Origin of the sequence: Micromonospora sp. DT47 (genome assembly GCF_049844475.1) — a bacterium.
Lineage (GTDB): Bacteria > Actinomycetota > Actinomycetes > Mycobacteriales > Micromonosporaceae > Micromonospora.
Window position 1 is genome coordinate 46,536 of sequence record NZ_JBNCLC010000005.1, and the last position, 24,505, is coordinate 71,040.

The following is a 24,505-nucleotide window of genomic DNA, read 5'->3' on the forward strand; positions in this document are numbered from 1 at the left end:
GCAATATTCCCTGTGTCAAGAACTGATAGGATGGCCCGGTGGACCAGAACGTGTTCGACGACCCTCGGATCACCGCCATCGGCCTGCTCTTCGAGGTGCACGCCGGGCTCTTGGCCCGGTTCGCCGCCCAGTTCGAGGAGCACGGCTTATCCGGAGTCGAGTTCGAAGTGCTGATGCGGCTCGCCCGCTCCCCGGGCAACCAGCTGCGGATGACCGACCTGGCCGCGCAGACCTCCCTCTCCACCAGCGGAGTGACCCGGGTGGTGGACCGGATGGAGCGCGACGGGTTGCTGCGCCGCCGGGCCTGCCCGTCCGACCGGCGCAGCTCGTACGCGGTGGTGACCCCGTCCGGGCTCCAGCGGCTGGACGAGACCCTGCCCGGGCACCTGCGGATCATCGAGCAGTGGTTCACCGGTCAGCTCGAACCGGCCGCCCGCGACGCGATGCTGGACGGGCTGCGCCGGGTGCGGGACGCCGTCCACCCGGGGGCGACCGCCGGCAGCACCGACCCCGCGCGGGTCGAGGAGGCCACCGCGACGAGGGCCTGACCCGGTCGCCGCCGGGCCACCGGCAGAACTGCCGCACCCGCCGGGACAACCCCGCCAATGCTTACGACCACCCGGGCGGGACGGATGATCATGATCCGGAGTCATGGGCAGGAAGGCCACGGACCGGATCCGACGCTCGGCAGCGGTACGGCGCCCAGCCGACGCAGGGCTGCGGATATCCGACGGGGTCCCGCCGTGCCGGGCGGCACGGCGGGACCCCGCCCAACGTCACATGCCCAGATCGCGGGCGATGATCATGCGCTGCACCTCGGAGGTGCCCTCGCCGATCTCCAGGATCTTGGAGTCCCGCCAGAAGCGGGCCACCGGGTACTCGTTCATGAAGCCGTAGCCGCCGTGGATCTGGGTCGCCTCGCGGGCGTTGTCCACCGCGATGGTGCTGGCGTGCAGCTTCGCGATCGCCGCCTGCCGCTTGAACGGCTCCCCGGCGAGCATCCGGGCGGCCGCGTCGTAGTAGGCCAGCCGCGCGGTGTGCGCCTTCATCTCCATGTCGGCGATCTTGAACTGGATCGCCTGGTAGTTGCCGATCGGCTGGCCGAAGGCGTGCCGCTCCTTCGCGTACTTGATGGACTCGTCGACGCAGCCCTGGGCGAGGCCCACGGCGAGCGCGGCGATGGCGATCCGGCCCTCGTCGAGGATGCGCAGGAACTGGGCGAAGCCCCGGCCGCGCTCGCCGAGCAGGTTGGCCGCCGGCACCCGGCAGTCGTCGAAGGTCAGCTCGCGGGTGTCCGAGGCGTTCCAGCCCACCTTGGAGTACGCCGGCGCCACCGTGAAGCCGGGAGTGCCGGAGGGGACGATGATGGTGGACAGTTCCTTGGAGCCGTCCTCGCGTACTCCGGTGACCGCGGTCACCGTCACCAGCGCGGTGATGTCGGTGCCGGAGTTGGTGATGAACGCCTTCGAGCCGTTGATCACCCACTCGTTCGTCGTCTCGTCCAGTACGGCCCGGGTCTGGGCGCCGCCGGCGTCGGAGCCGAAGCCGGGCTCGGTCAGCCCGAAGCCGGCGAGGGCCTCGCCGCTGAGCAGCTTCGGCAGCCACTGCGCCTGCTGCTCCGGAGTACCGAATCTGTAGATCGGCATCGCACCCAGGGAGACCGCCGCCTCCAGGGTGATCGCCACGCTGGAGTCGACCCGGGCCAACTCCTCCAAGGCCAGGCAGAGGGCGAAGTAGTCGCCGCCCATGCCGCCGTGCTCCTCACCGAAGGGCAGGCCGAACAGGCCCATCTTGCCCATCTGCCGGACGACCTCGTACGGGAAGGTGTGCTTCTCGTAGTGCTCGGCGATGACCGGGGCGACCACCTCGCGCGCGAAGTCCCGGACGCTGGACCGCAGCGCCTCTTGTTCCTCGGTGAGCCGGAAGTCCATGGGTTCCTCCTGGTATGGACGGCGCCGCCGGTCGCTCGTGACGCCGGACGGTGTGCTCGGGGCGGATCAGCTCGGGTGGGGCCTCGTGCGGCGACACCCGACCGGGGCCGCCGCCGACGGGTCAGACCGGGGTGACGCCGTGCCGGCGCCGGGAGAAGTGCCGTTCCTTGCCGCGGGCGGCGGTGAACCGGCGGACCAGCTCGTCGCGCAGCTCGTGCGGCTCGACGATCGCGTCGACCACCAGCTCGCTGGCGAGCCGGACGATGTCGATGTCGCGCTCGTACTCCTCGCGCTTCGCGGCGACGAAGGCGGCCCGCTCGGTCTCGTCCGCGATCGCCGCGATCTTGTTGGCGTAGACCGCGTTGACGGCGGCCTCGGCACCCATCACCGCGATCTTCGCGGTGGGCAGCGCGATGGTCGCGTCCGGCTCGAAGCCGGGGCCGGCCATCGCGTACAGGCCGGCGCCGTACGCCTTGCGGACCACCACGCAGATCTTCGGGACCGTCGCCTCGGAGATGGCGGTGATCATCTTGGCGCCGTGCCGGATGATGCCCTGCTTCTCCACCGCGCTGCCGACCATGAAGCCGGGCACGTCGGAGAGGAAGAGCAGCGGCACGTTGAACGCGTCGCAGAGCTGCACGAACCGGGTCGCCTTGTCGGCCGAGTCGACGAACAGCACCCCGCCCTTGAACATCGAGTTGTTGCCGACCACGCCGACGACCTCGCCGTTCAGCCGGCCGAAACCGATGGTCAGCTCCTTGGCCCAGAGCGCCTGGATCTCGAAGAAGGAGCCATCGTCGAGCAGGCCCTTGACGTACCGGCGCATGTCGAAGGCCTGCCGCTCACTGGCCGGAACCAGCGCGGCGAGGTCGGCCTTCTCCGGCGCGGCGACGGCCTCGGCGGCCGGCGGCGCCTGGGTCCAGTTCGCCGGGAGGTACGACAGGTGGCGCTTCACCACGTCGAGCGCGTCGGCCTCGGTCTTGCAGAGGAAGTGCCCGACGCCGGACTCGGCGCAGTGCACCTTGGCCCCGCCCATCGCCTCGAGGGTGGTCTTCTCGCCGGTGACCATCTCGACCATCCGGTCCGAGCCGAGGTACATGCTGGCGTTGCCGTCGACCATCGCGACCACGTCGCAGAACGCCGGGATGTAGGCCCCGCCCGCCGCGCTCGGCCCGAAGAGCGCGCAGACCTGCGGGATCGAGCCGGAGGCCCGGACCTGGTTCCAGAAGATCTTGCCGGCGCCGCGGCGGCCGGGGAAGAGCTCGACCTGGTCGGTGATCCGGGCGCCGGCCGAGTCGACCAGGTAGACCATCGGCACGCCGGTCGAGTAGGCCCGCTCGATGATCCGGATGATCTTCTCGACGGTGCGCGCACCCCAGCTGCCGGCCTTGACCGTGGAGTCGTTGGCCATCAGGCAGACCTGCCGGCCGTCGATGGTGGCGGTGCCGGTGACCACGCCGTCGGCCGGGAGCCCGTCGGCCATCGTGTTGGCGTAGAGGCCGTCCTCGACGAAGGAGCCCTCGTCGACCAGGAGCGCGACCCGTTCCCGGGCGAAGAGCTTGCCCTTGGCGGCGTTCGCCGCGTGGTACTTGTCCGCACCGCCGGCCCGGGCGCGCTTGCGCAGCTGCTCCAGTGCCTCACCTTCGAGCGTCACGCCGACTCCCTCGCCACCTGAGCCGGCCGCCTCGTGAGCGGACCGACTGACCTGAACGATCGTTAGGGTAGCGCATCGGCCTCCTCTTCGGCGACCCGCCGTTTCCCGTGGCCGCGGCGCCTCTCCCGGAGCGGTGAGACCGTCGAGCACGCCAGCACCGCGAGGGCGGCGGGGTACGTACGCCCAGGCACCCTCACCCACCGACCCCGTCCCGCCCTGTCGATCGGCCGGGGCCGGTGGGGGTGGGTCAGGCGGGCAGCGGGGTGAGGCGGGTACGGGGGCCGGCGCGGAGCACGCCGGAGGGGAGCTTCTTGCCGAGCAGCTCCTCGGCCAGCTCGGCGGCCTCGACCAGGGCGTCCAGGTCGATCCCGGTGTCGATGCCCATGTCGTGCAGCATGTGCACCGCCTCCTCGGTGGCCAGGTTGCCACTCGCCCCCGGCGCGTACGGGCAGCCGCCGAGGCCGCCGACGCTGGCGTCGAACTCGGTGACACCCAGCTCCAGCGCGGTCAGCAGGTTCGCCAGCGCCGTGCCCCGGGTGTTGTGGAAGTGCAGCAGCACCGGCACGTGGGCGTTGCGGTCCCGGACCGCGGTGACCAGCTCGCGGACCCGGCGGGGCGTACCCATGCCGGTGGTGTCGCCGAAGGCGACCCGGTCGGCGCCGTCGCGGACCACCCGGTCGACGATGCCGGCCACCCGCTGCGGGTCGACGTCCCCCTCGTACGGGCAGCCGAAGCTGGTCGCCACGATCACCTCGGCCCGGGCGCCCGCGCCGTGCAGCAGGTCGATCAGCTCGGCGATGTCGTCGAGGGACTCCTCGGTCGAGCGGTTGACGTTGCGCCGGTTGTGCGTGTCGCTGGCCGAGACCACCACCTCGATCTCGGTGAAGCCGGCGGCCAGGGCCCGCTGCGCGCCCCGGGTGTTCGGCACCAGCGCCGAGTAGCGCACGCCCTCGGCCTTCGTCGCCCGCTGCCACACCTCGTCGGCGTCGGCCATCTGCGGGATCGCCTTCGGGTGCACGAAGGAGACCGCCTCGATCCGCTTGACGCCGGTGCCGGAGAGCGCGTCGAGCAGCCGCACCTTGGCGTCGGTAGGGATCGGCTCCTCGTTCTGCAGCCCGTCCCGCGGCCCGACCTCCCGAATGGAGACGAAGTCCGGCAGTTCCGTCATAAGGGGTCACCTCACTGTGACGTGATGCTGTTGCTGGGGTCCCCCCAGCATCCCACCCGCCGGCTCCGGTGCGGTCGATCATGAGGTTAGCGGCGACAAATGCGGCAGAACGCGCCGCCACCCTCAGGATCAACAGACGAGGCCGGGCCCGGGTGGGTAATCGTCAGCGCATGCGGGAGACGATGCCGGTGTCGTAGTCGCCGCTGAGGAACTCCTGGTTCTCCAGCAGCTCGGCGAAGAAGGGGAGGTTGCACTTCGGGCCGGTCAGCTCGAAGGAGGCGACCGCCGCCTTCGCCCGCTCAAGCGCCTCCGACCGGTCCGCGCCGAAGACGATGAGCTTGGCCATCAGGCTGTCGTAGAACGGGGTGACCGTGTTGCCGGCGACGTAGCCGGAGTCGACCCGGACGCCCTCACCGGTCGGCTCGACCCAGGTCTTGATCGCGCCAGGGCCGGGCAGGAAGCGCTTCGGGTCCTCGGCGTTGATCCGCAGCTCGATGGCGTGCCCGCGCGGGGCGAGCGCGTCCGGGTCGAAGGTCGGCGCCAGGCCGGCCGCCACCCGCAGCTGCTCCTCGACCAGGTCCACCCCGTAGACCAGCTCGGTCACCGGGTGCTCAACCTGGAGGCGGGTGTTCATCTCCAGGAAGAAGAACTCGTTCGTCGCCGGGTCGAGCAGGCACTCCACCGTGCCCGCGTTGCGGTAGCCGACCGCCTCGCCGGCGCGCACCGCCGCCGCCAGGAAGCGCTCACGCAGCTCCGGGGAGACCGCCGGGGACGGGGACTCCTCGACCAGCTTCTGGTTGCGCCGCTGCACCGAGCACTCCCGCTCGCCCAGCGCCACCACCCGGCCGTCGGCCAGGCCGAGGATCTGCACCTCGACGTGGCGTACCCGGGGGAAGTACCGCTCGATCAGCACCGATCCGTCGCCGAACATCCGCTCGGCGAAGGCGCGCACCTTGTCGTACTCGGTGCGCAGCGCGGCCTCGTCGGTGGCCACGCCCATGCCCATGCCGCCGCCACCGGCCGCGGCCTTGACCATCACCGGGTAGCCGATCTCCGCGGCGGCCACGACCGCCGCGTCCAGGTCGGCCGCCGGGTCGGTGGTCCCGGGGGCGACCGGGACGCCGGCCGCCGCCATCAGGTTCCGGGCATTGATCTTGTCGCCCATCGCGGTGATCGCGTCCGCGCCGGGCCCCACCCAGATCAGGCCGCTGGCCTCGACGGTACGGGCGAAGTCGGCATTCTCCGACAGGAAGCCGTACCCGGGGTGGATGGCCTGCGCCCCGGTGGACTTGGCCGCGGCGAGGATCGCCTCGACGTTCCGGTAGCTCTGCGCCGGGTTGGCCGGGCCGACGCAGACCGCCTCGTCGGCCTCGGTCACGAACGGCAGGCCGGCGTCGGCCTCCGAGTGCACCGCGATCGCGCGGATGCCGAGCCGCTTGGCGGTACGGATGATCCGGCGGGCGATCTCGCCCCGGTTGGCGACCAGCAGCGACTCGATCATGTTTCCTCCCAGCGTCCAGGGGTGGGGACGGGTGCTAGGGAACCACGAGCCGCAGGTTACTCACGAGTCGCCCGGTCGGGCGGCGGCGTCAGGCCGGGTCCGTGGGAGCGAGCAGCGCGGCGAGAGTCGCCCCGCGCAGCAGCGCGGCCCGGCGCCGCCGGTCCACCTCGCCGCCGAGGAACGGGGTCGAGTTCATCAGGCCGAACGCGGCGTGGGCCAGCACCCGGGCCTCCCCGTCCGGCAGGCCGGGGTGCAGCGCGGTCAGCACGGTCACCCACTCCTCCACGTAGAGGCGCTGGAGCTTGCGGATCCGGCGGCGCGGCTCGTCCGGGAGGCGGTCCAGCTCGTGCAGGTGCAGCGCGATCACCGCCGGATTGGCCAGCGCGAAGTCGACGTGGAAGTCGATCAGCGACTCCAGCGCGCCGCGCGGGTCGTCCGGGTGGCCGGCGGCCCGGTCCCGGCCGCCGTCGAGCAGCCCCTCGCTGACCGGGATCAGCGCGGCGACCAGCATCGCCTCCTTGCCGGCGAAGTGGTGGTAGAGGGCCGGCCCGGTCACCCCGGCGGCGGCACCGATGTCGTCCATCGACACGCCGTGGTAGCCCCGGGCGGCGAAGAGGCCGACCGCGATCTCGAGGATCTCGTCGCGCCGGGACCGACGCCGACCCGCGCCTGCCGCCCCGCTCGCCCCGCCCCGCGCCTGCTGTTCCACCGCCACCGGGCAAGCCTAGACCGCGGGGTCACGCCGTGGAGGTTCGGTTACCGGTCGGTCGCCGCACGCCGCGCGGGGCCGCGATCCTCACCGGGCGTCCGTTTGACCCTCCACCCGGTTCAGGCCGCAGGGTCCGTCGCATGACCGCTCCCGTACTCGGCCGCGACTACCGGCTGCTCTGGTCCGCCGCCGTCTCCTCCCGGTTCGGCGACGCCCTCCGTACGCCGGCCCTGGCCCTGCTGGCCGCCACGCTCACCCGCGATCCCCGGGCGGTCGCCGCGGTGACCGTGGCCGGGCTGTTGCCACCGCTGCTGTTCGGGCTGCTCGGCGGGGTGTACGCGGACCGCTGGGACCGCCGCCGGACGATGGCGGCGGTGGACGGCCTGCGGGCGGTGGTGGTGGCCGCGCTGGCCGTGGTGGTGGCGACCGGCCGGGCCGGGGTCGCGGTGCTGGTCGGGGCCGCGTTCCTACTCGCCGCGTTCGGCGCCCTCTTCGACGCCGCCTCCTTCGCCCTGCTCCCCGCCGTGGTCCCGCCGGCCGCCCTGCCCGCCGCCAACGGCCGCCTCCAGGCAGGCGCGGCGGTGGCCGGCGGCTTCCTCGGCGCGCCCCTGGCCGGCCTCCTCTTCACGCTCTCGGCACCCCTCCCGTTCGCCATCGACGCCCTCACCTTCGCCCTCGCCGCTCTCCTCGTCCTCACCCTCCGCCCCGTCCCGACTCCGCGATCATGCAGTTGTCGCCCCGGCGAATCGGGACGAAAAACCCGTGTCGGGGGCCACAAGTGCAAGATCGCGGAGAGGACGGGGCGGGGGTCGGTGTGGCGGGAGGCCGGGGAGGGGGTGCGATGGATCAGGGGCGACACGATCCTGTGGCGGATCACGGTGCTGACGGCGGGGACGAACCTGGCGATCAGCGGGCTGATGGCGGTGCTGGTGCTCTACGCCCTCGACGTGCTGCGGCTGCCGTCGGGCGGGTACGGCCTGTTCATGTCGGCTGCGGTCCTGGGTGGCCTCGGCGGGGCGCTGGGGGCCGGACGGCTGGCCGGTCGACTCGGCACCGTGCCCGCGCTGCGCACCGTGCTGACCGCGCAGACCGTCGCGCTGGTCGGGTTCGCGCTGGTCCGCCACCCGGTCCCCGCCGGCCTGGCGCTGGCCGTCTTCGCCGCCGGCACCACGGTGTGGAACAGCCTCTGGGCGGCGTACGGGCAGCGGCACGTGCCGGCCGGGCTGCTCGGCCGGGTGGGCGCGGCGCAGCGGATGGTCGGCCTGCTCACCGCGCCGGTCGGCGCGGCGCTGGCCGGGCTGGCCGGCGCGGCGTACGGGGTGGCCCCGGTGGCGGGGGCGGTGGCCGTGGTCTTCGGGCTGGTCACCGCGGCGGCGTGGCGGGTACTGCGACCGGTGGCACCGGTACCGACCGCCGACCGGCCCACCACGGTCGGGACAGCAGCCCGGCCAGGGCCGCACCGGTCGCGTTGAGCAGCACGTCGTCGACCGAGGCGACCCGGCCCAGGTCCAGCGCGTACTGCAGGGTCTCGACCAGCGCCGAGGCGGCGGCGCCGAGCAGGAAGAGCCGGCCGACGCCGGCCAGGGCGGCGAAGCGTACCGGGGCGAACAGGCCGAGGGCGGCGAAGACCAGCAGGTTGCCGCCCACCTGGACCAGCACGGTCGACGCGGGGCCGGCGGCGATCAGGTCGGCGAGGTCGCGCAGCGGTACCAGCTTGACCTCGCCGGGCGCGGCGCGCGGGGTGAGGATCATCCAGACCCAGGGCACGGTGCCGGCCACCGCACCCACCTCGGCGACGCTGCGCCGCCACGCCTCGGCGGGCGTCGCCGCGTCCCGCCGGCACCGGGCCAGCACGGCCACGACCAGCGCCGTCACCGGCACCGCGGCCACCGTGGCGAGCAGGACGCCACCCCAGTCCCGCCAGACCTGACCCATCGGCGCAGCCTAGCCGGGCATCGCCTCCCGGTGGGTGAGTCCGGAGAGGTTCAGCGCGAGCCGCCGCCGCATCGGCGGCACGGCCGAGACCGCCCGGAGCAGCAGGTCGCGCAGGGGCTGGCCGGCCGGCGGCATGGTGGCGAGTCGGGTCAACCGGTCGGAGAAGCCGGCCACCTCCTCGGCGAGCGGGCGACGCGCGGCGGCGTACGAGTCGAGGAGCGTGTCGGGGCCGCCGGCGAGCACGCCGGCGAGCGCGTCTCCGAGCGCGACCGCGTCGCAGATGCCGAGGTTCATCCCCTGCCCGCCGGCCGGGCTGTGCACGTGCGCAGCGTCGCCGGCGAGCAGCACCGGCCCGGCGCGGAAGGTGTCGGCGACCCGGTGGTGGATCCGGAACCGCGAGCCCCACAGCACCTCCGTCACCCGGTCCGGCCGGCGGGCGGGTCCGCGCTCGTCCAGCAGCGCCTGGAACAGCGCGGCGCCCGGGTCACGCGGCGCCTCGGCCACCGCGGCGACCAGCCGGACGACGCCGTCCGGCAGCGGCGCCCAGATCAGCGGCCCGGGTCGGGCCAGGAAGAGCGAGACCTCGTCGCGCGGCAGCGCGCTGCGTACCCGGACGTCGGCGAGCAGGAACGACTCCCCGGCGCCCGCCGGTCCGATGAAGCCGATGCCGGCCAGCTCACGGACCGTGCTGCGCATGCCGTCGGCCCCGACCACGAAGCGGGCGCGGACCGCCGCGCCGTCGGCGAAGCGGACCACCGCGCCGGCGCCATCGCGGTCCAGGCCGGTCATCGCGTACGGCCGGAGCACCCGGCCGCCGAACGCGGCCAGCCGGTCGGCGAGCACCGCCTCGGTCACCGCCTGGGACACCAGCAGCGCGTACGGGAAGCGGGACGGCAGCCCGCCGAAGGGCACCCGGAGCAGCACCCGGTCCCGGTCCCGGACGGTGAACCGCGCCGAGTGCAGCCCTCGCTCGGCCAGCGGCGCGGCGACCCCGATCCGGTCCAGCACCTCCAGGGTGTGCGCGTGCACGACGGCGGCTCGGGAGGTGACCGGCGGGCGTGCCTGCCGGTCGACCACGGTCACGTCGACGCCGCGCCCGGCCAGGGCGGCCGCCACGGTCAGGCCGGTCGGACCGGCCCCCACCACCAGGACGTCGGTGCGCTCGGGCAGCATCTCCCACCTCCGGTTGCCAACAACTGTGTGCCAACACTTGTTGGCAACGTTAGGCCGGCATCGGCATCGATGTCAACGGGCGTTGGCCTACAGTCGTGGGCATGACCGCATCTCCCACCAGACGCTCGGACGCCACCCGTGCCGCGATCCTGCGCGCCGCCCGCGAGCGGTTCGCCGCCGACGGGTACGAGCGGGCCACCATCCGGGCCATCGCCGCCCAGGCGCGGATCGACCCGTCGATGGTGATGCGCTACTACGGCAGCAAGGAGGGGCTCTTCGCGGCGGCGGCCGAGTTCGACCTGCGCCTGCCCGAGCTGGCCGACGTACCCACCGAACGGCTCGGGGAGGTGCTGGTCCGGCACTTCCTGGACCGCTGGGAGGGCGACGAGACGCTCGCCGCCCTGCTCCGGGCGGCCAGCACCAACCCAGGCGCGGCGGAACGGATGCGCGGCATCTTCGCCGACCAGCTCGGCGCGACCGTGGCCCGGTTCGGCACCGACCCGGCGACCACCGCCCGCCGCGCCGGCCTGGTGGCCAGCCAGATCCTCGGCCTGGCCTTCACCCGCTACATCGTCTGCCTGCCGCCGATGGTGGACGCGGAGCCGGCCGAACTGGTCGCCTGGATCGCCCCCACCCTTCAGCGCTACCTGACCGGAACACCCAGGCACTGACCGCCCAACCATTTCCGGGTTCCCGTGCGTCTGTCTGCTGACAGGGGCGCGCGACGACCCCCGGAGGGGAGGGCGGATGGGACCGGCGACGGCCGACGACGGGCGGGACGGTTACGTCAGCTTCGTCGAGTGCCACCAGCGACGGCTGCTGCGGGCGGCGTACCTGGTCTGCGGCAACCGGCACCAGGCCGAGGACCTGCTCCAGGACGCGCTGCTCAAGCTGGCGCTCCGCTGGCCCCACGTGCGGCACGGCGACCCGGCCGCGTACGTGCGAGCCATCCTGTACCGGGACGCGGTCTCCTGGTGGCGACGGCGGCGACGGGAATGGCTGAGCGCGTACCCACCGGAGCAGCCGGACCGCGACGGCGACGGCGCGTTGCGGCTCACCGTGCACGCCGCGCTCGACCGGCTGCCGCCGCGCCAGCGGGCCGTGCTGGTGCTGCGGTACTTCGAGGACCTGACCGAGGTGGCCACCGCCGAAGCGCTCGGCGTCACCGTCGGCACCGTGAAGAGCCAGTGCCACGCCGCGCTGCGCCGGCTCCGCGAGGTCGCACCCGAGCTGGGCCCGGACAAGGGACGGTGCGACGACGGCCTGACCACACGGCTGGAGGTGAACCCGTGATCGAAGAGAAACTGCACCGGCTGCTGACGGCCGCCGCCGAGGACGTCCGGCCGTCCCACCCGGCGCTGCGGGGTTGGGAGCGGGCCCGCCGGACCCGGCGCGCCCGCCGCGCCGCCGGGGCCGCCGCGCTCGCCGTCGTCCTGCTCGCCAGCGGTGCGACGTTGGCCCTGGGCCTCGCCGATGCACCGGCCCCGACCAGGCCCGCCTCGCCGACCCCGGGCCCGGTGCCGAGCGCCTCCCCGGTGCAGCGGCCACCGGCCGAGCTCAGCTATCCCGGTGACCCACTGAGCCGGCTCGGCGACCCGGTCGGCGCGACGCTCTCCGCCCGCCCGGTACGCCAGGCGCTGGCGCTCTACCAGCCCGTCGACCATGAGACCTACACGGGCGGAGTCATCCGGGTGCTCGGCGACGATGGGATCGTTCGGTCCCTCGACGTGGTCACCCCCTCGGCGACCCGGGACCGGCACGGCAACGAGGCACCCGCCCTGAAGCCGGGTCAGCTCTCCCCGGACGGACGGACGGCTGTGTTCCCGCAGACCAACGAACTGATCCTGGTCGACCTGACCACGGCGACGGTGCGGCGGGTTCCGCTCGACGGCTATCTGGAGCTGGTCGTCTGGATCGGCGACCGGGTGCTGGTGGGCGGCGACGACCGGACGTACCTGGTTGACCCCGTCTCCCGGGAAGCCGGCAGGGTCAGCGGCTCCATCTGGGAGACAGTTGCGCCGGACCCGGCCACCCGCCCGACGAGAGTGGCCGAGACGAGCGGCATGCGGGACGGCCTGACCCTGCGCAGCCGCGCGATGCCGGCCGGCACGCTCCAGGACCAGCGCCGGATCAGCAGCGCCGCGCTGCCCCGGCCATTCCAGGTCAACGAGTTCTACGGGCGCGGCTGGCAGCGGGGTGGCCGGATCGCACAGGCCGCCTGGATCACCAACGGGGTGATCGACGGTGCCGAGGGAGTCGCCGTGCTCGACGCCCGTACCGGCGCGGTCACCCAGCTGCTCGACCTCGGCCGGGACAACCGGTCCAAGGGCTGCTGCGAGGTGCTGGGCTGGGACGGCGACGACGTGTTGCTGCGGCTCGACGGGCAGCTGGTGCGGTGGCGACCGGAGACCGGCGAGGTGACAGGGGTGGTCCGGGCCCTGGCCGGGATGGTGGCGCTGGCCGGCTGAGCCGTCGGCCCCGCGCGGGGCGTGCCGCCGCGCGGGGCCGACGAACCGGGTCAACCGGCGAGGCCGCCCGGCTGGTCGCCCTTCGCGACGGGGGCCCGGACCAGGTTGCCCCACTCGGTCCACGAGCCGTCGTAGTTGCGCACCTGCGGGTAGCCCAGCAGGTGGTGCAGCACGAACCAGGTGTGGCTGGACCGCTCGCCGATCCGGCAGTACGCGACCACGTCGTCGGATGGGCTGAGCCCGAGCTGGTCGGCGTAGATGGCGCGCAGCTCGTCGGCGGACTTGAACGTGCCGTCGTCGTTGGCGGCCGACTTCCACGGCTTGCTGACCGCGCCCGGGATGTGCCCGCCACGCAGCGCGCCCTCCTGCGGGTAGTCCGGCATGTGCAGCATCTCGCCGGTGTACTCGCCGGGCGAGCGCACGTCGACCAGCGGACGACCGGCGGCGATGTGCGCCATCACCTGCTCCCGGAACGCCCGCAGCGGCGCGTCGTTGCGTTCCGGCACCGGATAGTCCGCGCGGGGCCGGGTCACCTTCTCCCGGGTCAGCTCCCGCCTCTCCGCGATCCACTTCTGCCGGCCGCCGTCGAGCAGCCGCAGGTCGGCGTGGCCGAAGAGCGAGAAGACCCAGAGGGCGTACGCGGCCCACCAGTTGAAGTTGTCGCCGTAGAAGACCACCGTGTCGCCCCGACCGATGCCCTTGGCGGCGCAGAGCTCGGCGAAGCTCTTCGCGTCCAGGTAGTCCCGGGTCACCTCGTCGTTCAGCTCGGTGTGCCAGTCGACCTTGACGGCGCCCGGGATGTGGCCGGTGTCGTAGAGCAGCACGTCCTCGTCGGACTCGACCACGACGAGGCCCTCGTCGCCCAGGTGCTCGGCCAGCCACTCCGTGGTGACCAGGCGCTGCGGATCGGCGTACGACTGGAGGCGGGGATTCGGATCGCTCGGGACAGGCATGATCCCCAAGGTACGCCGGATCCCGACCTGTCGACCGGTCATCGAGAATCGGGTGCAGCGGATGCGACACGTGACACGTGACAGTGCCGGTACCCCCGACCACTGAGGATCGACATGACCGTACGGCAAGAGACCGGGCCACCCCGGGTCGTCCCGCCAGCGGTGGACTTCACCGACTTCTACCAGGCGCACTTCCACCGGCTCGCCGTGCAGCTCTACGCGTACCTCGGGGACCACGCCGAGGCGCAGGACCTCACCCAGGAGGCGTTCTGCCGGCTGCTGGAGCGCTGGGAGCGGGTCAGCGGATACGACGACCCGTCCGCCTGGGTCCGACGGGTGGCCTGGAACCTCGCCACCAGCCGGCTGCGCCGGGTCCGCACCGCCGTACGCCATCTGGCCCGGCAGCGCGAGGAGCACGCACCCGGGCCGGGGCCCGACCGGGTGGCGCTGGTCCGGGCGCTGGCCGCCCTGCCGGCGTCGCAGCGGCGGGCGATCGTGCTGCACCACCTGGCCCAACTGAGCACCCGGGAGATCGCCGAGCAGGCCGGTGTGGCGGAGGGCACCGTCCGCTCCTGGCTCTCCCGGGGCCGCGCCACGCTCGCCAACTACTTCACCGAGCGACCGGAGGTGCACGATGCGTGAGACCGCGGTGACCGAACTGTTCGCCGAACTCGAGGCGGACGCCGTACGGACCTTCCGCCCCCCGGGCGCGACGGCGGCGCAGCGCCGGGTACGCGAGCGCCGACATCTCCGGCGCGGCCTTCTCGCCGGGATCGCCGCCCTGCTCGTGGGCGCCCCGGCGGGCGCGTACGCCGTCGCCGGCCGCGACGACGCCCCCCGCCCCACGCCACCGACCGTGGTGTCGGCCCCGCTGTCCGAGCGGAAGGTGACCATGCCCGGGGCGGCCGGCACCCTGACCGACCTCCGCTTCGTCGACGCGCGCCACGGTTGGGCCCTCTTTGACACCTGCACCCGGCAGGCGCCGACCGACTGCCGGCGGACGGTCGGACGGACCACCGACGGTGGGGTGACCTGGCAGAGTCAGCAGCTCCCCGTGTCCGACGGGGGAGCCCAACTGATTCCGTACGACGCGGAGAGGCTCACCGTCGCCACCAACCGGGAGTACCTGGAAACCACGGACGGCGGGGAAACCTTCGCCAGATATGCGGCAGGCACCCCACCGCTTTCCGCCCGGTTCGCCTCGGCATCTCCCAGCGGGTTCAGGTTGGCCTGCCCGGCGGAGCAGAAGGAGCGCGGTGAGGACTGCAAGCGCTTCCAGCTAGCCAAGGTCGGGCCGGGTCCGCTGCGGCGCCAGCCGCCCCTCTCCCTCGACACGGACGCCGCGCCCCAGCTCATCGAGGGCGGCGACGGCCGGCTCTGGCTGGCCACGATGAAGGACGGCCGTTCGATTGTCGTGGTCAGCGACAACCGGGGAATCACCTGGCAGCGGCTACCGGTCGTCAACGCTCCGGCGATGCTGGCCGTGTCGCCGGACGGTAAGGAGGTCTGGCTCGTCGACAGCGGGCAGGGTGGCGTGTGGCGGCTGGCCGGCGACCGCTGGCAGCAGCGACCGGCACTGCCGAACGTGCCCATCGACGGCGGTTTCGCGGCGGCCGGGGAAGGGGCGATCTTCGTCAACAGCCACGGGCGGGTCGGCTTCTGGGTCGACGGCCGGTACGTCGACCAGCCCGAGCTGCGCACCGCGCTGGCGTCTAGCGGCAGCAGCGTGGTGGGAGTCGGCTCGTTGCGCGACGGCACGATCGTGCTCCAGGGCGACGGCGCCTGGCGGATCGTCGGCGTCGGCTCGGGAGTCGACCGCACCTGGACCCGGTTCTCCTGAGAGCTCTCCCGACGGACCCGTCCTCGTCGGTCGGGTCCGTCGGGGAGCGCTCCTCCCAGCGGGACGGTCGCCGTAGCGCCAGCTCCTCGGCGAGCCGGTCCGCGACGCTGGAACGGCGCGCGGCGGCTGGTGCCGGAGATCACGCCCGGCGGTGCACCAGCCGGCCGGCGACGACGGTGGCCAGGCAGCTCCCGTCGTCGGCCAAGACGGCCAGGTCGGCGCGGCCGGTGGCGATCAGCGCCGGTGGCCGCGGCGTGTCGAACACCGCGACGTCGTTGCGGACGACCGCGGCCCGCACCTCGGGATCGGTGACGTGCGCACTGAGCACCGCGCCGGCGCCGAGCCGGAACAGGGCGTGCACCCGCTCCCGCGGGGTCGGGGCTGCCGGCAGCGGCCCGTCGTGCACCAGCGCCGGCCCGAGAGTGCCGGCCCACCGCCGCACCCGCACCCCGGGGTACGCCTCCGTCAGCTCGTCCAGCGGTGCGACCGCCTCGATCCGGTTCCCGGTCACCAGCACCGCCATCCCGGCGGCCGGCTCCTCGTCGAGGGTGTACCGCAGCAGCGGGGCGGCGTGGACGGTCCGCATGGTCAGTCCGTGACCGGGCCGAGCAGCGGGCGCTTGGCGGTGATCGTGTCGCCGGAGGAGCGCCCGGTCAGCCGGCGCTTGATCCACGGGCCCAGGTGCTGGCCGGCCCAGCGCAGGTCGGCGGCGCGGGCGGCCAGCCAGGGGGTCGGCGCCGGGCGCTCCGGCACCAGCAGCCACTCCTCGTCGCAGCCCACCCCGAGCGCGGTCAACACCTGCGCGGCGACCCGCCGGTGGCCGGCGGCCGACAGGTGCAGCCGGTCGGTGCTCCACAGCATCGGGTTGAGGTAGGTGTCATCGGCGTACAGGTCGACCAGGATGGCACCGTGCCGCTCGGCGACCTCCCCGACCACCCGGTTGAGCAACGTCACCCGGGGCGCCACGAGACGCTGGCCCGGCAGCCGGGCCATCACGTCGGCGAACCGGAAGAGGATCACGTCCGCACCGCCGGAGCGCAGCTCGCCGACCACGTCGTCGAAGCGGGCGACGAACGAGTCCGGGTCGAACGTCCGCCGCAGCACGTCGTTGCCGCCGGCGGCGAAGCTGATCAGGTCGGGCTTCATGCCCAGCGCGGCCGGCACCTGCTCGGCCACCACGCTCGGGAAGAGCCGACCCCGGATCGCCAGGTTCGCGTACCCGAAGTCCGGGCCGACCTCCACGGCCAGTCGGGTCGCCACCAGGTCGGCCCAGCCGCGGTAGGTGCCGTCCGGGTACGCGTCGTCCATGCCCTCGGTGAAGCTGTCCCCCACCGCCACGAAGCTGCGCCAGCGCACGCCGCCTCCCTCACGCTCTTCGTTGCCTGCGGCGACCAGTCTGTCACCGGGTGGCCGGCGGCCGGTGCCACCCACCGGATGAACGTGGCGGAGGTCATCAATCCCGCTCGCGCGGCTCCACCACAGGCTTCCGATACGGACCCCAGGCCACGAACCGCTCGAACAGCTCGCGCGGGGTCGGGCCGTCGTGCGGGTTGAGCCGGAACAGGTCGTGGCTCGCCTCGTGGTAGAGCCCGGACAGGTAGATGGCCAGGTCGACGTGGCGGTCGGCGTATTCGATCTTGAGGAGCAGCCGGGCCTCGGCGCACGGCCACGGCAGCCCGCAGGCCCGGCACACCCACAGCGGGCGGATCGGCAGGTGGGGGCGGCGGCCCGACGGGTACGCCCGGGGCCGGTCGGCGTACGGGCCGAGGCGCGGCACCGGGAGCTGACCGAAAATCACCAGCGTCTCCCGTTGGCCCGCCACTCCTGCGCCCGCGTCAGCCGGCCGGGGCTTCCCGGCCGCATGGTCGGGAACACGCGGTCGGCTCGCGCATCCATTCGGGCAGGTTGGTCCCCCTCACCCGGCCGGGCAGGGGTGGCGGCGGGACGGCGGGCCAGCACCGGAACCCAGCAGCCCGGGTTGTGCATTTCGACCTCCTCTAGACGTGGAACTGGGAGGCCGCCTCTGCACTGGGGGACTCCCGGGCGGCCCCGGACCGGACCCACATGGGGTTCGCTCCGTGACAGTCTGGTGAGGACGAAACTACTGTCAGAAGAGATGTCGATGCCCTGAGCAGCGGTTGTGTGGGTCAGCGGCAGGGCATGGGAGGCCCCGGGAAGACCATGGGAGAGACAGGGCAGAGCATGGGCGAATCGTGGTGGGACTTCATCGCCAGCGAGCTGCGCCAGGCCCGCATCCGAGCCGGGCTCAGCCAGGAGGACCTTGCCAAGCGCATCAACTACTCGGCCTCCCACGTGTCCGGAGTGGAGACGGGACAGCGCCCACCCAAGGCCGACTACCTCGCCGCGATGGACGACGCGCTGAAGACGGGTGGAATGTTCGGCCGGATGCTGCGCCGCGCCTCGCTCGTGGAGGGAACGCCGCCCTGGCTGCGCGCGTGGATTGAGAACGAGCGCGAGGCAACCCTGCTGCGCTGGTACGAGCCGGCGTACGTGCCCGGCCTCCTCCAGACCGAGGCGTACGCGCGGATGACACTGGCCAACGGACTCCTCACGGCCGAGGAGATCGAGCAACGGGTCGCATCCAGGCTGGAGCGGCAGGCGATCCTCACGCGGGAGCATCCGTGCCAGATCGTCACCGTCCTCGACGTGATGGTGCTGCGGCGACCGATCAACGGACAGCCCGGGGTGATGGGCGAGCAGCTCGCCCACCTGGTGAAGACGGCCGAGCTGCCGCACGTCCAGATACTCGTGGTGACCGAGGACGCCGGGCTCTACCCTGCGCTGCAAGGAGGCTTCATCCTGGCCACCTTGGGCGACGGATCGGTGCTGGCGCACCTGGACCACCAGGTGCGCGCGCAGGTAGTGAACCAGCCCGATGACGTTGCTACCCTCCAACGCCAGTGGGAGGCCGTCCGCGGGGAAGCTCTGTCCCGCCGGCAGTCACTCGAGCTGATCAAGGAAGTGGCGCAGACATGGACATGACGGGTGGCCGGTGGCACAAGTCGACACGCTCGGGCTCGAACGGAGGGTCCTGCGTGGAGGTCGCCGACAACCTGCCCGGCGTCGTCGGCGTCCGCGACAGCAAGGACCCGGCCGGCCCGGTGCTCACCTTCGCGCCGAAGAACTGGCGAGCCTTCGTCGACTTCGCGAAGCGTCGCTGACCGAGGGGCACGACGCGAACGCCCCGCGCGAGCAGTCGGGGCCATCGTGGTGCCAGGCAATCGGCTGGCTGGCGAACGCGATCGATCAGGGGACAATGGCGCGATGGCAGCGGAGTACACCCACACCGACGCGTTCCGCAGTGCGACCTTCCGGGACGCCGACCTCACCGGCGCGACGTTCCGCGACTGCGACCTGACCCGGGTGAGGATCGTCGGGTCGGAGGTCGCCGACCTCCGGGTCTCCGGGTTCGCCGGACGCCTCGGCACGGTCGTCGTCGACGATGTGGACGTCACCGCGTACGTCGCGGCCGAGCTCGACCGGCGACACCCGGAGCGCGTGCAGCTGCGGGCAGTTCGGACAGCCGACGACCACCGCGGGATGTGGGACACGGTCGAACGCCTCTGGTCGGACACCGTCGCCCGCGCCGAGCGGCTACCCGAGGCCGCGCGCCATGAACGGGTCGACGACGAGTGGTCCTTCGTCGAGACGCTGCGCCATCTCGTCTTCGCCGTCGACACGTGGGTGGGTCGGATGGTCCTCGACGATTCGATGCCGTACCACCGGCTCGGCCTGCCGCCCACGGACTATCCCGCCGCGAGCGCGGCGGAGCTGGGCCTCGACCTCGCCGCCCGGCCGTCGTACGCCGAGATGCTGGCGCTGCACGCCGACCGCGCGGCACGGATGCGCGGCGTGGTCGAGACGCTCACCGACACCGAGCTCGAACAGATCCGCACCGCCGCGCCCGCTCCCGCGTGGGGCGTGGAGTCGCACTCGGTCGGCGACTGCCTCCGCGTGGTGCTGGAAGAACACTGCGAACACCGCCGCTACGCGGTGCGCGACCTCGCGCTGCTCGAAGCGCGCTGAGTCTGCGGCTGGTCAGACGTCGACGGCCAGGCGGACCGTCACCAAGTCGCCCACCTCAAGCCCCTCGGCCTTCCGCACCCACGCCTTCACCGGCACGACATACCGCCCGTCCTTCGGCCACAGCGAGGTCTTCCATCCGGTGTCCCCGATCCGCGCCGTCACCGGAACCATGCCCCAGCCGTAGGTCACGAGCCTGGAGGCCGCCTCCAACTCAGCGCACTCCTCTTCCGGAACGGTGACGAAATGCCACGGCGCCGGGCCCTTCCAGAACCACATCTCACCGCTGAACGCCAGGTCCATCCGGTCAGCATAGGAGCGGGTCGGCGTGGTGTGATCACGCCCGTGGATACCGACAGCGAGGTGGAACGGGCCTGGCACCGGATCGAGGACTGGCTGTCCCGGTACGCCCCTCGATTCCACGCGCAGTTGAACCCGCCGGACACGCGGGCGGAGATGGAGCGGTTCGTGGCGTCCCAGAACAGCCAGCCGGCGGGCACCATGAAAGGCGGGTTGTACTGGCTGCCTCGATGGCTGCCCGTGGCCGGTGATGGCATGGGCGGTGGCCTGTTCATGGACCTGCGTGAGGGTCCGCTGCACGGGTGCCTGGTGGAGTTCACCCGGGAGGACCACGCCGGCACACCGCGGTGGGAGTCCCTGACGCAGCTGTGGGCGGAGGTCGCCGACCTGCTGGACGCCGCCGCTGTCGAGCTGGACCGGAGGGACCACATGGGCGAGTTGATCATCGGCCGGTGGCGGCCGCCCATCTCCTGACCGGCCGACCGAATTGGATCGCCGATCCACCCGCACCCGCCGTACGCTGCGCGGATGCTGCTACGTACGTCGACCCTGCTGCTGCGGACCCTGCGTGAGGACCCGGCGGACGCGGAGGTGCCGAGCCACCGGCTCCTGCTCCGCGCCGGCTACATCCGCCGCGCCGCCCCGGGCGGGTACGCCTGGCTGCCGCTGGGCAAGCTGGTGCTGGACCGGGTGACCGAGATCGTCCGGCGGGAGATGACCGCCATCGGCGACCAGGAGGTGCACTTCCCGGCGCTGCTGCCGGCCGAGCCGTACCGGACCAGCGGGCGGTGGACGGAGTACGGCGACCTCATCTTCACCCTGGCCGACCGGAAGGGCGCCGAGCACCTGCTCGCCCCGACCCACGAGGAGCTTGCCACGCTGCTGGTCAAGGACCTCTTCACCTCGTACCGGGACTTCCCGGTGACGCTCTTCCAGATCCAGACCAAGTTCCGCGACGAGGCCCGCCCCCGGGCCGGGCTGCTCCGCGGCCGCGAGTTCCTGATGAAGGACGCCTACTCGTTCGACCTGGACTCCGCCGGTCTCCAGGAGTCGTACGACCGGCACCGGGCGGCGTACCGGCGGGTCTTCGACCAGCTCGGGCTGGACTACACGGTGGTGCACGCGATGTCCGGGGCGATGGGCGGCTCGGCGTCGGAGGAGTTCCTGGCCGCGACGCCGGTCGGCGAGGACACCTTCGTCGGCTGCACGGCCTGCGACTACGCGGCGAACACCGAGGCGGTGCTGACCCGCGCCCCGGCCGCCGCCGACCCGGTCGCGCAGCCGGCGCTGGAGGTGCACGACACCCCGGAGACGCCGACCATCGCCGCGCTCGTGGAGCTGGCCAACGCCCGCCGGCTGGCCGGCCGGGATGACTGGACCGCCGCGGACACCCTGAAGAACGTGGTGCTGACCGTCCGCCGGCCGGGCGCCGAGGCGGCCGAGCCGCTGGTGATCGGGGTGCCCGGCGACCGGGAGGTGGACCTGAAGCGGGTCGAGGCGGCGCTGCACCCGGCCACCGTGGCGGTCTTCGACGACTGGGACGCCCACCCGGAGCTGGTCCGCGGCTACATCGGGCCGCAGGTCCTCGCCAAGCTCGGCCTCCGCTACCTGGTCGACCCGCGGGTGGTCACCGGCACCGCCTGGCTGACCGGCGCCAACGAGCCGGGCCGGCACGCCACCGGCGTGGTCTGCGGGCGGGACTTCACCCCGGAGGGCACCATCGAGGCGGCCGAGGTGCGTCCCGGCGACCCCTGCCCGGCCTGCGACACGGGTGAGCTGACCATACGGCGGGGCATCGAGATCGGGCACATCTTCCAGCTCGGCCGCCGGTTCACCGACGCCTTCGCGCTCGACGTGCTGGGCCCGGCGGGCAAGCCGGTCCGGCCGACCATGGGCTGCTACGGCATCGGGGTGTCCCGGGCGGTGGCCGCGATCGCCGAACAGCACCACGACGAGCGGGGACTGGTCTGGCCGGCGGCGGTCGCGCCGTGCGACGTACATCTGATCGCCGCCGGGAAGGGGCCGCAGCTGGACGCGGCGCTCGACCTCGGCGGACGCCTCTCCGCCGCCGGCCTGCGGGTGCTGGTCGACGACCGGACCACCGTCTCCGCCGGGGTGAAGTTCACCGACGCCGAGCTCATCGGCATCCCGCGCGCCGTCGTGGTCGGCCGCCGGCTCGCCGACGGGTACGTCGAGCTACGTGACCGGGCCGCCGGCGAGCGGGTCGAGCTGCCGCTGGACGGGCTGGTCGAGCGACTGGTCGACGAGGTGCGGCGGGCGAAGGGGGACGTGGTGTAGCGATCGCGTCACGGGGTACCGCTCTCCGATCGGCTTATGTGCATTCGGAGGCTCTCATGACCGGTTACCGGGTCAGCGACGTGATGACCAAGCAGGTCGTCTACCTGTCGGCGGAAACCACCCTGGACGAGGCGGCCAGGGTGATGAAGGAGGCGGACATCGGCGACGTGGTGGTCACCGACGGCGCCAGCCTGGCCGGCCTGCTGACCGACCGCGACATCGTGGTCCGGGCGGTGGCCGAGCGGAGTGATCCCTCGGCCACCACCATCGGCTCGATCATCACCCGTGAGGTGGTGATGATCGAGCAGCACTCCACGGCCGGGGAGGCGGTCGCCCTGATGCGGGAGCGCAACATCCGGCGGGTGCTGGTCTGCGACAACGAGCGGAAGCTGGTCGGCATCGTCTCGCTCGGCGACCTGGCGATGCAGCTCGACCCCAGCTCGGCGCTCGCCGACATCAGCGAGGCCTCGCCGAACAACTGACCGGGCGACCCGGTGCCCTCCGGTGACCTCCGGGGGCACCGGGTCGACGGCGGTAGCCTGACGGGATGCCCGAGATGCCGACGAAGCTGGCCGAGATCGTCGAGGAGTTCGCCGCCGCCCCGCGCGACGTGGTGCTGGAGATGCTGCTCGAGTACGCCGACGTCATCCCGCCACTGGCGGCGGACGTCGACCGGGAGGGCATGGAGCAGGTGCCGGAGTGCCAGACCTCCTTCTTCCTCCGCGCTGAGGTGGACCCGGACCGGTCGGTGCGCACCGTCTTCGACTGCCCGCCGGAGGCGCCGACCACCCGCGCCTTCGCGGGCATCCTCGCCGAGGGGCTGGCCGGGGCGAGCGCCGAGCAGGTGCTGGCCGTGCCGGACGACCTCTACCAGCGGATGGGGCTGGCCCAGGCGATCAGCCCGCTGCGGGTACGCGGCGGCACGGCGATCCTGGCCCGGCTCAAGCGGCAGGTCCGGGAACAAGCCGGCTGACCTGCGAGTTGTTCCCGGTCATGGAGATCGAGATCTACGCCGACGTGGTCTGCCCGTGGTGCTACATCGGCAAGCGCCGGCTGGAACAGGCCCTGGAGTCGCACGACGGCGACGTGACGATCCGGTACCGGCCGTTCCAGCTCGACCCGTCCCCGGTGAGCGAGCCGCGGCCGCTGGTCGACGCGCTGGCCGAGAAGTTCGGTGGCCGGGAGCGGGCCGAGGCGATGTTCGCCCAGGTGACCCAGGTCGCCGCTGGGGTGGGCCTGAAGCTGGACTTCGACCGGGCGGTGAGCGCCAACACCTTCGAGGCGCACCGGCTGGTCCGGTTCGCCGAGGAGCGCGGCCGGGCCGGTGAGATGGTCGAGGCGCTCTACCGGGCGCACTTCACCGACGGGGTCGACGTCGGCTCGCGGGAGGCGCTGATCGGGCTCGCCGCCGGGATCGGCCTGGACGAGGCCGAGGTGCGCGACCACCTGGAGTCCAACGCCGGCCGTCGCGAGCTGGCTGCCGACCTGGCCGCCGCCCATCAGCTCGGGGTGACCAGCGTGCCGACCTTCGTGCTGGCCGGCAAGTACGGCGTCACCGGCGCGCAGGAGCCGGAGACGCTGCTGGCCGCGCTGGCCGAGGTGGAGCGCCGCGAGTCGGGCGCCTGACCGGGCATCGACCTCGGTGATGTTTCACGTGCAACGGTATCGACGCGGGTGACGAGCTAGGCCGGTCTGGCCAGCCCTTCGACCACCCGCGCCCCGGGCAGCGCGCCGAGCGCCGGCCCGGGGATGGCGATCTTGCTGTGCCGTACGCCGGATCCGATGATCACGTGCGGCGCGGCGATCACCCGTGAGTCGACCAGGATCGGCCAGGACTCGGGCAGCCCGATCGGGGTGATCCCGCCGTACTCCATGCCGGTCAGCTCGACCGCCTCGGCCATCGGGGCGAAGCTCGCCTTGCGCACGTCGAGCGCCCGCCGGACCACCCCGTTGACGTCGGCCCGGGTGGTGGCGAGCAGCACGCAGGCGGCGTACCGCGTCTCGCCCTCCCGCTTGCCGGCCACCACCACGCAGTTCGCCGACACGTCGAGCCCCACCTCGTACGCCGCGCAGAAGGCGGCCGTGTCGGCGAGGTCGGCGTCGATCGGGGCGACCAGGACGTCGTCGGCGTCCACCGGCGCCTCGAGGGCCCACTGGTCCAGCGCCGCGGCGACCGGTGGCGCCAGCAGGTCGAGCCGGGTACGGGCGGGTTCGGTCTTCAGCGTCCCCATCACGGATGCGATCCTCGCACCCGTCGCCCCGATCCGCCCGGCGGGAACCGCCGCGTCAGCCGAGAGGCGACCGCCCGGGCGGGAATCAACTCCCGGTGAGGAACGCGTTCTCGGCGGCGAAGGTCCGGTCCCGGACCGCCGCCATCTGCTCGGCGTGGAGCGTCTGGCTCCGGTGCGCCTCCAGGTCCTCCATCGCGTGCCGGAAGGCGAGCCGGATCACCCCGTAGAGGAAGACGAACCCGAACACGTAAAGGATCACAGTGGCGATGATGGTGAACATGGCGTCACGGTAGGACGAAC

The 24,505-nt window shown here is 73.0% G+C and carries 29 protein-coding genes; 15 read left to right on the forward strand and 14 right to left on the reverse strand.

The window, feature by feature from the left end; translation table 11 throughout:
• Positions 1-38 precede the first annotated feature (38 nt).
• A complete protein-coding gene (locus tag ACLQ2U_RS09495) occupies positions 39-548 on the forward strand; it encodes a MarR family winged helix-turn-helix transcriptional regulator (protein ID WP_425750199.1) in 510 nt (169 codons plus the stop codon).
• A 228-nt stretch (positions 549-776) separates the two neighbouring features.
• On the opposite strand, the gene ACLQ2U_RS09500 is transcribed toward ACLQ2U_RS09495, so the two are convergent.
• The 5 genes from ACLQ2U_RS09500 to ACLQ2U_RS09520 form a co-directional block, all read right to left on the reverse strand.
• The gene (locus ACLQ2U_RS09500) at positions 777-1,931 is read right to left on the reverse strand and encodes an acyl-CoA dehydrogenase family protein (protein WP_425750200.1); all 1,155 of its coding nucleotides are present in this window, start codon (positions 1,929-1,931) and stop codon (positions 777-779) included.
• 121 nt (positions 1,932-2,052) lie between these two features.
• Positions 2,053-3,585: an acyl-CoA carboxylase subunit beta gene (locus tag ACLQ2U_RS09505; protein ID WP_425750201.1), complete on the reverse strand. Its 1,533-nt coding sequence runs from the start codon at positions 3,583-3,585 to the stop codon at positions 2,053-2,055.
• Between the two features lie 247 nt (positions 3,586-3,832).
• A complete protein-coding gene (locus ACLQ2U_RS09510) occupies positions 3,833-4,753 on the reverse strand; it encodes a hydroxymethylglutaryl-CoA lyase (protein ID WP_425750202.1) in 921 nt (306 codons plus the stop codon).
• Positions 4,754-4,916: 163 nt separating this feature from the next.
• A complete protein-coding gene (locus ACLQ2U_RS09515; RefSeq protein ID WP_425750203.1) occupies positions 4,917-6,254 on the reverse strand; it encodes an acetyl-CoA carboxylase biotin carboxylase subunit in 1,338 nt (445 codons plus the stop codon).
• 88 nt (positions 6,255-6,342) lie between these two features.
• A complete protein-coding gene (locus ACLQ2U_RS09520) occupies positions 6,343-6,969 on the reverse strand; it encodes a TetR/AcrR family transcriptional regulator (RefSeq protein ID WP_425750204.1) in 627 nt (208 codons plus the stop codon).
• A gap of 134 nt (positions 6,970-7,103) precedes the next feature.
• Here ACLQ2U_RS09520 and ACLQ2U_RS09525 point away from each other — a divergent pair, with 134 nt between their 5' ends.
• Entirely contained in the window at positions 7,104-8,435 is a 1,332-nt protein-coding gene (locus ACLQ2U_RS09525; RefSeq protein WP_425750205.1) for an MFS transporter, read from the forward strand.
• On the opposite strand, the gene ACLQ2U_RS09530 is transcribed toward ACLQ2U_RS09525, so the two are convergent.
• Positions 8,326-8,898: a VanZ family protein gene (locus tag ACLQ2U_RS09530; RefSeq protein ID WP_425750206.1), complete on the reverse strand. Its 573-nt coding sequence runs from the start codon at positions 8,896-8,898 to the stop codon at positions 8,326-8,328. The genes ACLQ2U_RS09525 and ACLQ2U_RS09530 overlap by 110 nt on opposite strands.
• A gap of 9 nt (positions 8,899-8,907) precedes the next feature.
• Positions 8,908-10,071, reverse strand: a complete 1,164-nt coding sequence (locus ACLQ2U_RS09535) for an FAD-dependent oxidoreductase (protein WP_425750207.1) — start codon at positions 10,069-10,071, stop codon at positions 8,908-8,910.
• Between the two features lie 101 nt (positions 10,072-10,172).
• On the opposite strand from ACLQ2U_RS09535, the gene ACLQ2U_RS09540 reads away from it, so the two are divergent.
• The 3 genes from ACLQ2U_RS09540 to ACLQ2U_RS09550 all read left to right on the forward strand — a co-directional run bounded on the left by ACLQ2U_RS09540 (position 10,173) and on the right by ACLQ2U_RS09550 (position 12,539).
• Positions 10,173-10,742 carry a TetR family transcriptional regulator gene (locus tag ACLQ2U_RS09540; RefSeq protein ID WP_425750208.1) on the forward strand — a complete coding sequence of 190 codons (570 nt, stop codon included), beginning with the start codon at positions 10,173-10,175 and terminating at the stop codon, positions 10,740-10,742.
• Between the two features lie 76 nt (positions 10,743-10,818).
• Positions 10,819-11,364 carry a SigE family RNA polymerase sigma factor gene (locus tag ACLQ2U_RS09545; protein WP_425750209.1) on the forward strand — a complete coding sequence of 182 codons (546 nt, stop codon included), beginning with the start codon at positions 10,819-10,821 and terminating at the stop codon, positions 11,362-11,364.
• A complete protein-coding gene (locus ACLQ2U_RS09550) occupies positions 11,361-12,539 on the forward strand; it encodes a hypothetical protein (protein ID WP_425750210.1) in 1,179 nt (392 codons plus the stop codon). The genes ACLQ2U_RS09545 and ACLQ2U_RS09550 overlap by 4 nt, the downstream gene beginning before the upstream one ends.
• A 50-nt stretch (positions 12,540-12,589) precedes the next feature.
• On the opposite strand, the gene ACLQ2U_RS09555 is transcribed toward ACLQ2U_RS09550, so the two are convergent.
• Entirely contained in the window at positions 12,590-13,492 is a 903-nt protein-coding gene (locus ACLQ2U_RS09555) for a sulfurtransferase (RefSeq protein WP_425750211.1), read from the reverse strand.
• Between the two features lie 114 nt (positions 13,493-13,606).
• Here ACLQ2U_RS09555 and ACLQ2U_RS09560 point away from each other — a divergent pair, with 114 nt between their 5' ends.
• Together ACLQ2U_RS09560 and ACLQ2U_RS09565 are read left to right on the forward strand one after the other, a co-directional pair.
• Entirely contained in the window at positions 13,607-14,134 is a 528-nt protein-coding gene (locus ACLQ2U_RS09560) for a SigE family RNA polymerase sigma factor (RefSeq protein WP_425750212.1), read from the forward strand.
• The gene (locus tag ACLQ2U_RS09565; protein ID WP_425750213.1) at positions 14,127-15,332 is read left to right on the forward strand and encodes a hypothetical protein; all 1,206 of its coding nucleotides are present in this window, start codon (positions 14,127-14,129) and stop codon (positions 15,330-15,332) included. Before ACLQ2U_RS09560 ends, ACLQ2U_RS09565 begins: the two co-directional genes overlap by 8 nt.
• Before the next feature lie 139 nt (positions 15,333-15,471).
• Here ACLQ2U_RS09565 and ACLQ2U_RS09570 read toward each other — a convergent pair whose 3' ends face one another.
• The 3 genes from ACLQ2U_RS09570 to ACLQ2U_RS09580 all read right to left on the reverse strand — a co-directional run bounded on the left by ACLQ2U_RS09570 (position 15,472) and on the right by ACLQ2U_RS09580 (position 17,130).
• Positions 15,472-15,918, reverse strand: coding sequence for an imidazolonepropionase-like domain-containing protein (locus tag ACLQ2U_RS09570; protein WP_425750214.1), 447 nt, complete (start codon positions 15,916-15,918; stop codon positions 15,472-15,474).
• 2 nt (positions 15,919-15,920) lie between these two features.
• Positions 15,921-16,688, reverse strand: coding sequence for an SGNH/GDSL hydrolase family protein (locus tag ACLQ2U_RS09575; RefSeq protein ID WP_425750215.1), 768 nt, complete (start codon positions 16,686-16,688; stop codon positions 15,921-15,923).
• Positions 16,689-16,785: 97 nt separating this feature from the next.
• The gene (locus ACLQ2U_RS09580; RefSeq protein WP_425750216.1) at positions 16,786-17,130 is read right to left on the reverse strand and encodes a hypothetical protein; all 345 of its coding nucleotides are present in this window, start codon (positions 17,128-17,130) and stop codon (positions 16,786-16,788) included.
• A gap of 404 nt (positions 17,131-17,534) precedes the next feature.
• Between ACLQ2U_RS09580 and ACLQ2U_RS09585 the strand changes: the two genes are divergently transcribed.
• The 3 genes from ACLQ2U_RS09585 to ACLQ2U_RS09595 all read left to right on the forward strand — a co-directional run bounded on the left by ACLQ2U_RS09585 (position 17,535) and on the right by ACLQ2U_RS09595 (position 19,379).
• The gene (locus ACLQ2U_RS09585) at positions 17,535-18,335 is read left to right on the forward strand and encodes a helix-turn-helix domain-containing protein (RefSeq protein ID WP_425750217.1); all 801 of its coding nucleotides are present in this window, start codon (positions 17,535-17,537) and stop codon (positions 18,333-18,335) included.
• Positions 18,326-18,514, forward strand: a complete 189-nt coding sequence (locus ACLQ2U_RS09590; RefSeq protein ID WP_425750218.1) for a DUF397 domain-containing protein — start codon at positions 18,326-18,328, stop codon at positions 18,512-18,514. Before ACLQ2U_RS09585 ends, ACLQ2U_RS09590 begins: the two co-directional genes overlap by 10 nt.
• A 103-nt stretch (positions 18,515-18,617) precedes the next feature.
• Positions 18,618-19,379: a DinB family protein gene (locus tag ACLQ2U_RS09595; protein WP_425750219.1), complete on the forward strand. Its 762-nt coding sequence runs from the start codon at positions 18,618-18,620 to the stop codon at positions 19,377-19,379.
• A gap of 12 nt (positions 19,380-19,391) precedes the next feature.
• On the opposite strand, the gene ACLQ2U_RS09600 is transcribed toward ACLQ2U_RS09595, so the two are convergent.
• A complete protein-coding gene (locus tag ACLQ2U_RS09600) occupies positions 19,392-19,679 on the reverse strand; it encodes a DUF1905 domain-containing protein (protein WP_425750220.1) in 288 nt (95 codons plus the stop codon).
• A 42-nt stretch (positions 19,680-19,721) separates the two neighbouring features.
• On the opposite strand from ACLQ2U_RS09600, the gene ACLQ2U_RS09605 reads away from it, so the two are divergent.
• The 5 genes from ACLQ2U_RS09605 to ACLQ2U_RS09625 all read left to right on the forward strand — a co-directional run bounded on the left by ACLQ2U_RS09605 (position 19,722) and on the right by ACLQ2U_RS09625 (position 23,600).
• The gene (locus ACLQ2U_RS09605; RefSeq protein WP_425750221.1) at positions 19,722-20,150 is read left to right on the forward strand and encodes a hypothetical protein; all 429 of its coding nucleotides are present in this window, start codon (positions 19,722-19,724) and stop codon (positions 20,148-20,150) included.
• Positions 20,151-20,204: 54 nt separating this feature from the next.
• Positions 20,205-21,974, forward strand: coding sequence for a proline--tRNA ligase (locus ACLQ2U_RS09610; RefSeq protein ID WP_425750222.1), 1,770 nt, complete (start codon positions 20,205-20,207; stop codon positions 21,972-21,974).
• Between the two features lie 56 nt (positions 21,975-22,030).
• Complete coding sequence (locus ACLQ2U_RS09615; protein WP_425750223.1) at positions 22,031-22,456, forward strand: CBS domain-containing protein; 426 nt, start codon at positions 22,031-22,033, stop codon at positions 22,454-22,456.
• A gap of 65 nt (positions 22,457-22,521) precedes the next feature.
• Positions 22,522-22,947 (forward strand): SufE family protein, encoded by a 426-nt coding sequence (locus ACLQ2U_RS09620; RefSeq protein ID WP_425750224.1) that lies wholly within the window; start codon positions 22,522-22,524, stop codon positions 22,945-22,947.
• Between the two features lie 20 nt (positions 22,948-22,967).
• On the forward strand, positions 22,968-23,600 hold the full coding sequence (locus tag ACLQ2U_RS09625; protein ID WP_425750225.1) for a DsbA family oxidoreductase: 633 nt from the start codon (positions 22,968-22,970) through the stop codon (positions 23,598-23,600).
• Positions 23,601-23,656: 56 nt separating this feature from the next.
• Here the strand turns inward: ACLQ2U_RS09625 and ACLQ2U_RS09630 are convergent, their stop codons facing one another.
• Together ACLQ2U_RS09630 and ACLQ2U_RS09635 are read right to left on the reverse strand one after the other, a co-directional pair.
• Positions 23,657-24,205, reverse strand: coding sequence for a YbaK/EbsC family protein (locus ACLQ2U_RS09630; RefSeq protein WP_425750503.1), 549 nt, complete (start codon positions 24,203-24,205; stop codon positions 23,657-23,659).
• Between the two features lie 85 nt (positions 24,206-24,290).
• On the reverse strand, positions 24,291-24,485 hold the full coding sequence (locus ACLQ2U_RS09635) for a hypothetical protein (protein WP_425750226.1): 195 nt from the start codon (positions 24,483-24,485) through the stop codon (positions 24,291-24,293).
• Positions 24,486-24,505 lie beyond the last annotated feature (20 nt).